9 protein-coding genes are annotated in these 8216 nt (G+C 70.8%); 6 read left to right on the top strand and 3 right to left on the bottom strand.

Going from position 1 to position 8216, the window contains the following annotated elements:
• Position 1 precedes the first annotated feature (1 nt).
• Entirely contained in the window at positions 2-625 is a 624-nt protein-coding gene (locus ABZ453_RS20435) for a hypothetical protein (protein WP_359016340.1), read from the top strand.
• Here ABZ453_RS20435 and ABZ453_RS20440 read toward each other — a convergent pair.
• Entirely contained in the window at positions 622-1122 is a 501-nt protein-coding gene (locus ABZ453_RS20440; protein ID WP_359016341.1) for a hypothetical protein, read from the bottom strand. The genes ABZ453_RS20435 and ABZ453_RS20440 overlap by 4 nt on opposite strands.
• Here ABZ453_RS20440 and ABZ453_RS20445 point away from each other — a divergent pair.
• The 3 genes from ABZ453_RS20445 to ABZ453_RS20455 all read left to right on the top strand — a co-directional run bounded on the left by ABZ453_RS20445 (position 1112) and on the right by ABZ453_RS20455 (position 5389).
• Entirely contained in the window at positions 1112-2554 is a 1443-nt protein-coding gene (locus ABZ453_RS20445) for a M1 family metallopeptidase (RefSeq protein ID WP_359016342.1), read from the top strand. The genes ABZ453_RS20440 and ABZ453_RS20445 overlap by 11 nt on opposite strands.
• A gap of 146 nt (positions 2555-2700) precedes the next feature.
• On the top strand, positions 2701-4998 hold the full coding sequence (locus ABZ453_RS20450) for a DUF4157 domain-containing protein (RefSeq protein ID WP_359016343.1): 2298 nt from the start codon (positions 2701-2703) through the stop codon (positions 4996-4998).
• A 175-nt stretch (positions 4999-5173) separates the two neighbouring features.
• A complete protein-coding gene (locus ABZ453_RS20455; protein ID WP_359016344.1) occupies positions 5174-5389 on the top strand; it encodes a DUF397 domain-containing protein in 216 nt (71 codons plus the stop codon).
• On the opposite strand, the gene ABZ453_RS20460 is transcribed toward ABZ453_RS20455, so the two are convergent.
• Entirely contained in the window at positions 5338-5913 is a 576-nt protein-coding gene (locus tag ABZ453_RS20460; protein ID WP_359016345.1) for a TerD family protein, read from the bottom strand. The two genes, ABZ453_RS20455 and ABZ453_RS20460, sit on opposite strands and share 52 nt — an antisense overlap.
• 183 nt (positions 5914-6096) lie before the next feature.
• Between ABZ453_RS20460 and arfB the strand changes: the two genes are divergently transcribed.
• Positions 6097-6528, top strand: coding sequence for an alternative ribosome rescue aminoacyl-tRNA hydrolase ArfB (gene arfB / locus ABZ453_RS20465; RefSeq protein WP_359016346.1), 432 nt, complete (start codon positions 6097-6099; stop codon positions 6526-6528).
• 117 nt (positions 6529-6645) lie between these two features.
• The gene (locus ABZ453_RS20470; RefSeq protein WP_359016347.1) at positions 6646-7545 is read left to right on the top strand and encodes a sigma-70 family RNA polymerase sigma factor; all 900 of its coding nucleotides are present in this window, start codon (positions 6646-6648) and stop codon (positions 7543-7545) included.
• Here ABZ453_RS20470 and ABZ453_RS20475 read toward each other — a convergent pair.
• Positions 7542-8024 (bottom strand): GNAT family N-acetyltransferase, encoded by a 483-nt coding sequence (locus tag ABZ453_RS20475; protein WP_359016348.1) that lies wholly within the window; start codon positions 8022-8024, stop codon positions 7542-7544. The genes ABZ453_RS20470 and ABZ453_RS20475 overlap by 4 nt on opposite strands.
• Between the last annotated feature and the right edge of the window lie 192 nt (positions 8025-8216).

Below are 8216 nucleotides of genomic sequence, written 5' to 3' on the forward strand. Positions count from 1 at the left end.
CGTGGGGAGTTTCTACGGCAACGTGGTGGTGGCGCGGCCGTGCGACGAGGTGGTGCCGCTGCTCGGCGGTGCGGGCATCCGGGGGTACGCGCTGCCGGTCGGGCCGGGACACACCGTCGTGTACCCGGACCCGGAGACGGACGCGCTCGACGTGGCGGGCCCGCTGAGCGGGCTGCTGGGGGCGCCGGCTCTGGGGGCGTACGTCTTCGACTCGGACGTACTGGTCATGCGGGTGTACGCGGACGGGCGGCTGAGGCACGAGTACGACTCGTGGCCGGGGTATTTCGGTGACACGGAGACCGGCGAGGAGGACAACCCGGTCGCCGCCGACGATCCCGACGGTGGTGGGGGACACCCCGAGCCGGCCGGCGCCGTTCCGGAGGCCTTCGTCCCGCTGGCCTTCGGCCCGGTGGACCGCGAGGCGCTGGAGTCCGTGCTGCGGGGCACCCCCCTCGACCCGGGGGACGGCGAGGACGGCCGGTACGTCTTCGCCAACACCCAGCATTACGACGCGATGCTCTGCCTGGGCCTGAACGCGTGCCGGCTGAGCACGGGCTACCGCTATCTGTCACTGGGCGGGCTGCCGCACGAGACGAGGGCGGAGGAGCTGCTGCCGATCGGCTAGGAGATCCTCGGGAAGCGGGCCTGCAGGGTCCAGATCGCCGGGTTCTCGCCGAGATCGTCGTGCAGGTCGACCAGGTCGGCGATCAGATCGTGCAGGAAGTCCCGTGCCTCACGGCGCAGTTCGGAGTGGGAGAAGGTCAGCGGGGGTTCCTCGGCCGGCATCCAGTCGGCCTCGATGTCCACCCAGCCGAAGCGGCGCTCGAAGAGCATGCGGTCGGTGGACTCGGTGAAGTCCAGCTCGGCGTGCTGGGGCCGGGACGCCCGCGAGCCCGCCGGGTCCCGGTCGAGCAGCTCGACGATGTCGCACAGCGCCCACGCGAAGTCCAGCACCGGCACCCATCCCCAGGCTGTGGACAGTTCCCGGTCCTTGTCGGTGTCGGCGAGATAGACGTCCCCGCAGAACAGGTCGTGGCGCAGGGCGTGGACGTCCGCACGCCGGTAGTCCGTCTGCGGCGGATCGGGGAAGCGGTTGGAGAGGGCGTAGCCGATGTCGAGCACGTACGAGATGGTGTCACGCCGCCTTAGGATCACTGGGGTGCCCCGATCCGTACGTATCGTCCCCAGTGCCCTCCTCGCCCTCGCCCTGACCGCGTGCTCGGGCGGGGTCCACGGCACCCCCGGCGGCCCCGGTGTGCACGACCCGTACTTCCCGAAGGCGGGCAACGGCGGATACGACGTCGGCCACTACGACCTGCGGCTCGCCTACGACCCGCACGGCGCCGGCCGGCTGACCGGAACCGCGACCCTCACGGCCCGCGCCACCCAGAACCTCTCCGCGTTCGACCTGGACCTCAAGGGCCTGGACGTCCAGGAGGTCACCGTCGAGGGCCGCAGCGCCCGCTTCAACCGGGCCGGCCAGGAGCTCACCGTCCGCCCGCACGACGACCTGGACGACGGGGAGACCTTCCGCGTCACCGTCCGCTACTCCGGCACCCCGCAGACCATCACCGACCCCGACGGCTCCCAGGAGGGCTGGCTGCCCACCACCGACGGCGCCCTGGCCCTCGGCGAGCCGACGGGCGCGATGGCGTGGTTCCCCGGCGACAACCACCCGTCCGACAAGGCGTCGTACGACATCGCGGTCACCGTGCCGAAGGGGCTGCAGGCCGTGTCCAACGGGGAGTTGACCGGCGAGACGACCACCGGGGCCCGTACGACCTTCACCTGGCACACGCCCGAACCGATGGCGAGCTACCTCGCCACGGTCGCCGTCGGCCGCTACGACATCGGCCGATCCACCATCGGCGAGGACCGTCTGCCCGTGTACGTCGCCGTGGACCCGACGCAGGCGAAGGCGAGCCGCGAGGTGCTCGCGCAGCTGCCCGCGATCATCGAGTGGGAGGAGTACAACTTCGGCCCCTACCCCTTCTCCTCCACCGGCGCGATCGTCGACGACGCGAAGGACGTCGGCTACGCCCTGGAGACGCAGAACCGGCCGGTGTTCCCCTCCGCCCCCGACACCGGCACGCTCGTCCACGAGCTGGCCCACCAGTGGTACGGCGACTCCGTGACGCCGAAGAGCTGGCGGGACATGTGGCTCAACGAGGGCTTCGCGACCTACGCCGAGTGGCTGTGGGACGAGGACCACGGCGGCCACACCGCCCAGCAGACCTTCGACGCGCTCTACGCCCACGGCGAGGACGACCACCCCGGCCTGTGGTCCTTCCCGCCCGCGAAACCGAGCGGCGCCGCCCACATCTCCGACGCCCCGGTCTACGAACGCGGCGCGATGGTCCTGCACAAGATCCGCGAGACGGTCGGCGACGACACCTTCTACGACATCGTCCAGGGCTGGGCGGCCGCCCACCGCCACGGCAACGCGGACACGGCGGACTTCACGGCGTACGTGGAGAAGTCGGCACCGGACAAGAACTTCGCCCCCATCTGGAAGCAGTGGCTGTACGGCGAGGGCAAACCGGCCCACCCGTGAACGGGTTCGTTAACCGAATGTTTCTCTGAAGATCGTATTGCCCTTGCCGTCCCGTCAACTGCTTTCAGTGTTGCCCTTTTTGCCGCAGCGGCCGGACGGGAGGTGAACCTAGCCTGGCGCGAGGGCCACCGACACCGAGGACCGCGATGAGCATGCGCACGACCCGGGAGCAGCAGCAGGCGGCGAAGTCCGCACCGGTGTCCCGGCAGCCGTCACCCGCACCGCAGCAGCGCCTGCTGGCACTTCAGCGCACGGCGGGCAACGCCGCCGTGGTGCAGGCGCTGCGGCACTCCGGGCACCTGACCGGCGGCGAAGGGCCGGAGGGGGCCGCGCAGCCGGACGTCGGCGCGGAGATCAAGGGCGTGACGTCCCGCAGCGGCACGCCACTGGACCCGGTCAAGCGCGCGAAAGCCGAGTCCGTCTTCAAGGAGGACTTCTCCGGCGTGCGGCTGCACACGGACGCGGTGGCCCAGCGGTCCGCGGCGAACGTCGACGCACGCGCCTACACCGTGGGCGACAACATCGTCTCCGGGTCCGGCAGCATCGACGACCGGACCCTGTACCACGAGCTGACCCACGTGTCCCAGCAGCGCAAGGGACCGGTCGCGGGCACTGACCGCGGCGACGGTGTGCGGGTGTCCAACCCCGGCGACCCCTTCGAGCGGGCAGCGAGCGCCAACGAGCGGCTGGCCGGCGCCCCGACGCTCCCACAGCACCACGCCGGGGACGGGCACGACCACCCGCACGGCCCGTCGGTGCAGCGCAGCACGGGGCGGCCGGACGCCGTGCAACGCATGATGACGGACACCGACGAGCGGGACGAGGGGACGGACCGGCCGCGCCGCAGGGTGCTGGTGGTCTGCGACGAAAGCGGGCTCGGTCTCGGTGGCGTCCCCGTCTTCAACATGGAACTGGTCAAGGGACTCAACCACGACCACGACGTCACCCTGCTCACCGTCAACGACCGCGGTGACTACGACCATGAGGCGACGACCACCCAGCACGACGGCGCTCGCATCGTCAACGCTTCGGTCCCCGGCGTGAAGGAGGGCCGGGACCGCCTCGACGTCGTCGCCGGCGGCTCGCCCGGCGACCACGGGCTGCCGACCTCCCGGGACGCCTTCGACATCGTCATCGGGCACTCCCGTTTCTCTGGTCCCGCCGCCCAGAAGATCCGCGACGCCTGGTACCCGGGCGCTCGCGTGGTGCACTTCCTGCACACCAGCCCCGTTCGGCTGGACAAGATCAAGGAGGCGCCCAAGAAGGGCGCCGAGAAGGCCATCAAAGAACGCAGGGCAATGCAGAAGGCCGACCTGGTGGCCGGCGTGGGATCGCTGCTCGCCTCCGAGGCCGAACGGCTCTCGGAGGGCGTGCTGCGCGTTCCCGCGCTGCACGATTTCGTCCCGGGCACCGAGGTCGGCACGCCGGTCGAGCCGTCCCTGGTCAACCAGGCCAAGTATCTGTTGCACCTGCCACGGAAGCTCAAGGTGCTGCTGCCCGGACGGGCCGCGGACGAGATCAAGGGCGTCGAGGCGGCGGTCCAGGCGATCGGCATCCTGCGCCGCCCGAGGAACCAGGGCGGCCGCGGACTCGATGTCCGGATGACGATCCGCGGCACTCCGCACCCGCAGGAGGAACCGGAGAAGTTCGCCAAGTGGCAGTCGATCGTCGACGCCCACGGCGAGGGCGGGGTCATCATGCGTCCCTTCAGCAAGAACTCCGCGGATCTCGAACACGACCGGGAGACCACCCACGCGGTGATCATGCCGTCGCTGCACGAGGGCTTCGGACTGGTGGCCACCGAAGGAGCGGGACGCAGCCTGCCCGTCCTGGTCAACGGAGAGAGCGGAGCGGCCCAGTTCCTGTCGCAGGTGACCAACGGTTCCTTCACCGGAGTCGTCAACGCCCCGTTCAACGTCGACTCCACCAGCGGCAAGGAGGCCGAGGGCGGGGCCGAGTCACGGGCGCGGGCGTGGGCCGCGGCCATCGAGGGCCTGCGCAGGAATCTGCCGGGCGCGCGGTCCGAGGCCGAGCAACTGTACGAGTTGCTCAAGGGCTACTCCTGGCGGCACGCCGCCCAGGCACTGGTGGAGGCCACCATGGCGACCGCGCCGCCTCTTCGGGACCCGTCGCGTCCCGATGCCGAACCCCACCGGGGCGCGGTCACCCGGCAGGGCCCGAACGGCGCCGTCGAGGAAGTCAGGGACCAACGGGGGAACTGGGCACCGCACGCCTACTGGGACGGCTCCACTCCCGAACCGGCCGGTCTCTGGGACGCGGAGGAGCAGGTCGCCCACATGAAGAAGTTGGTCGTCGCGATGAAACCCGGGCCCAGGAGAAGCAACTCCGCCGAGGTCCTGTCCTCTGGCCGGCACACCGGTATCGACGGCAAGGAGAGGCCCCGGCCCAGGGACGGCGGGACTTGGCAGAAGGAGGAGAGCTGACCGCGCTGTCCCCCATCCGCCTTCAGTCCCGCTCAGTCCCGCTCGGTCCCGTCCGCCTCGTCCAGGAGCCGGGCCAGCCCTGGCGGCCATACCGGCAACTTCGGCGACGATCAGCGCCGCAGGGTCCAACGGGAGCCCCAGGCGCGCAGTTGTTCCGTACAACTCCTCGAGAGACATGATCCGCAAGACCCCTGCCGGGGACGCCGCCGAACTGGTGTGGTTCAAGAGCGGCTACAGCAGCGGCACCGATGGCAACTCCTGCGTCGAGATCGCGATAACGCCGGAGCCCCCGGACGCGGCGAACCGCGGCCAAGGGGCTCCCGCCCAGCGCGGTGCGTGTCAGACGTTGACGCCGAAGTCCTGGGCGATGCCGACCAGGCCGGACGCGTAGCCCTGGCCGACCGCGCGGAACTTCCACTCCGCGCCGTTGCGGTACAGCTCGCCGAAGACCATCGCCGTCTCCGTGGCCGCGTCCTCGGAGAGGTCGTAGCGGGCGATCTCGGCGCCGCCGGCCTGGTTGACGATGCGGATGTAGGCGTTGCGGACCTGGCCGAAGTTCTGCGAGCGGGTCTCCGCGTCGTAGATGGAGACCGGGAAGACGATCTTGTCGATGTCGGCCGGGAGGGCCGCCAGGTTGACGTTGATCGCCTCGTCGTCGCCCTCGCCCTCACCCGTGCGGTTGTCGCCGGTGTGGACGATGGTGTTGTCCGGGGTCTGCTTGTTGTTGAAGAAGACGAAGTGGGCGTCCGAGTAGACCTTGCCCTGCGGGTTGACAGCGATCGCGGAGGCGTCGAGGTCGAAGTCCGTGCCGGTGGTGGTGCGGACGTCCCAGCCGAGGCCCACGGTGACGGCGGTCAGGCCCGGAGCCTCCTTGGTGAGCGAGACGTTGCCACCCTTGGACAGGCTTACAGCCATGGTTGGGAGTCCTTTCCCTCGTGTGCGTACAGCGCGGTACCGCGTACGGGCTTGAAGCTACAGCTACCCGTATGAACGCCACGAGGGGTACGGAAGGTTCCAGCTCTCTTTACTTTCTTTACCGAACTTCGGGTGAACGTTAATCACGTGACGTGTGCCGGTCAGACGCGCGACCATGGGGACATGTCCGGTCCCTACTTCATCCGCGGCTCCGTCTCGCTTCCCGAGGCCGAGCTCATGTGGCGTTTCTCGCGGTCGTCGGGGCCGGGAGGTCAGCACGTCAACACCAGTGACTCCCAGGTGGAGCTGCGCTTCGACCTGGCCGGCACCGAGGCGCTGCCCGAGGTGTGGAAGGCGCGGGCGCTGGAGCGGCTGGCCGGCCGTCTCGTCGACGGTGGCGTGGTCGTCGTACGCGCGTCCGAGCATCGCTCGCAGTGGCGCAACCGTGAGACCGCCGCCGTACGGCTGGCCGCCCTGCTCGCCGAGGCGACCGCGCCGCCGCCGAAGCCGCGCCGGCCCACCCGGATTCCCCGCGGGATCAACGAGCGGAGGCTCCGGGAGAAGAAACAGCGGTCCGAGACGAAGCGGGGGCGGTCCGGACGGGACTGGGGGTAGGCCCCGGGCGGGAAAAACATGCTTGGCGCATTCGTAGAACGTCCTCTGTCACATCCAGGCCCCTCCGTCCGTCATGTCGTCGACAAGGGACGGACCGGGGTGTGAGGAGTGACGCGTATGGACGCCGGCGAATTTCCCGCAGGGGCGGCCGGTAATGCGGAGGCCGGTAATGGGGCCGGGAATGAATTCCTCGCCCGGCGTTTCGAATCACACCGGAGTCATCTGCGGGCCGTCGCCTACCGCATGCTCGGGTCGGCCGCCGAGGCCGACGACGCCGTGCAGGAGGCCTGGTTCCGGCTGAGCCGTACCGACGCCGGGCGGGTGGACAACCTCGGCGGCTGGCTGACGACCGTGGTGGGCCGGGTCTGTCTGGACATGCTGCGTTCGCGCAAGTCCCGCGCGGAGGAGCCGCTGGAGACGCACGCGCGCGTGGCGGAGGCCTCCGCCGCCGACCCCGAGCGGGACGCGCTGCTCGCCGACTCCGTGGGCGTCGCCCTGCTGGTCGTCCTGGAGACGCTGACGCCCGCGGAGCGGCTGGCGTTCGTGCTGCACGACCTGTTCGCGGTGTCCTACGAGGAGGTCGCGGACATCGTCGGGCGCAGCCCGGTGGCGGCGCGGCAGCTGGCCAGCCGGGCGCGCCGGCGGGTGCAGGGCGCGCAGGCTCCGGACGCCGACCGGGTACGGCAGCGGAGGGTCGTGAACGCCTTTCTGGCGGCCGCGCGGGAGGGGAACTTCGAGGCGCTGGTGGAACTGCTGGACCCGGACGTCGTCGCCCGCACCGAGGTGGGTGTGACCACCGGCGCGGTCGCGGTGGCCAGGGGCGCCTCCAGCTTCCGGCACTTCGGCTACTCGGCCCGCCCCGCCCTGATCGGCGGCCGTACGGGCTTTGCGGTGTACGCGGAGGGGCAGCTGGACCGAACGCTCGCCTTCACGTTCGTCCGGGACCGGATCGCGGTGATCGACATCGTGACGGACCACGCGCGCGTGGCGGAGCAGGACGTCGATCTCGTCGACTAGCTGTACTGACCCGTGAGGTCCAGCACACCGACGGTCTGGCCGCCGCTCGTCTCGCCCGTGGTGCGGAAGCCGAGGCCCAGGTAGAAGCCCTCCGGGCCGTCGGGGCCGGGGTGCCATGTGACATAGCACTGTTTCCCGCCCCGGCGGCGTATCTCCTCGGCAACCGACGCGACCGCGAACCGCCCGTATCCGCGCCCCTGTTCGTCGGCCGCGATGTTCAGCCGCCACAGGCCCGAGCGGAAGAGCGTGCCGTCCTGGTTCCAGTCGATGTCGAGGAAGGCCATCAGGAAGCCCACGGCCCGGTCACCGTCGACGATCAGCCGGGGCCAGGCGACGTCCGGGGGACGGACGTAGGCCTCGGCGAGGGAGTGGGCGACCGGCGCCACCGCGTGTTCCTGGTCGGGCCGGACGCGGACGGCGAGGGCGGCCTCCAGGTTGGCGGTGGTGATCTCCTCGAGGCGGGGCCGGGTCGTCGTCATACGCCCACCCTAGGGGCTGTCCTGCATGGTGAGGGCGGACCCGTGCGGCGCGGGACCTTCTCCGGAACGCCCGCCCGCCTTCGGCGAGGGGTCCGGTGGCACGGGGGCGGGGGGCGGGGGCGGGGCGGGCGCCCCCCCCCGCCGGGTGAGGCGGGTGGGTATGGGAGGAGGGGGGGGGTGGGGAGGGGGGGT

Source organism: Streptomyces sp. NPDC005799 (assembly GCF_040630525.1).
GTDB classification, from domain to species: Bacteria; Actinomycetota; Actinomycetes; order Streptomycetales; family Streptomycetaceae; genus Streptomyces; species Streptomyces griseorubiginosus_B.

Bases quoted from the DNA above. Each gene is read 5' to 3' on its own strand.
- ABZ453_RS20475 (WP_359016348.1), bottom strand. From the start codon at position 8,024: ATGACGACGACCCGGCCCCGCCTCGAGGAGATCACCACCGCCAACCTG.
- arfB (WP_359016346.1), top strand. From the start codon at position 6,097: ATGTCCGGTCCCTACTTCATCCGCGGCTCCGTCTCGCTTCCCGAGGCC.
- ABZ453_RS20460 (WP_359016345.1), bottom strand. From the start codon at position 5,913: ATGGCTGTAAGCCTGTCCAAGGGTGGCAACGTCTCGCTCACCAAGGAG.
- ABZ453_RS20445 (WP_359016342.1), top strand. From the start codon at position 1,112: ATGTCGAGCACGTACGAGATGGTGTCACGCCGCCTTAGGATCACTGGG.
- ABZ453_RS20450 (WP_359016343.1), top strand. From the start codon at position 2,701: ATGAGCATGCGCACGACCCGGGAGCAGCAGCAGGCGGCGAAGTCCGCA.
- ABZ453_RS20470 (WP_359016347.1), top strand. From the start codon at position 6,646: ATGGACGCCGGCGAATTTCCCGCAGGGGCGGCCGGTAATGCGGAGGCC.
- ABZ453_RS20455 (WP_359016344.1), top strand. From the start codon at position 5,174: ATGATCCGCAAGACCCCTGCCGGGGACGCCGCCGAACTGGTGTGGTTC.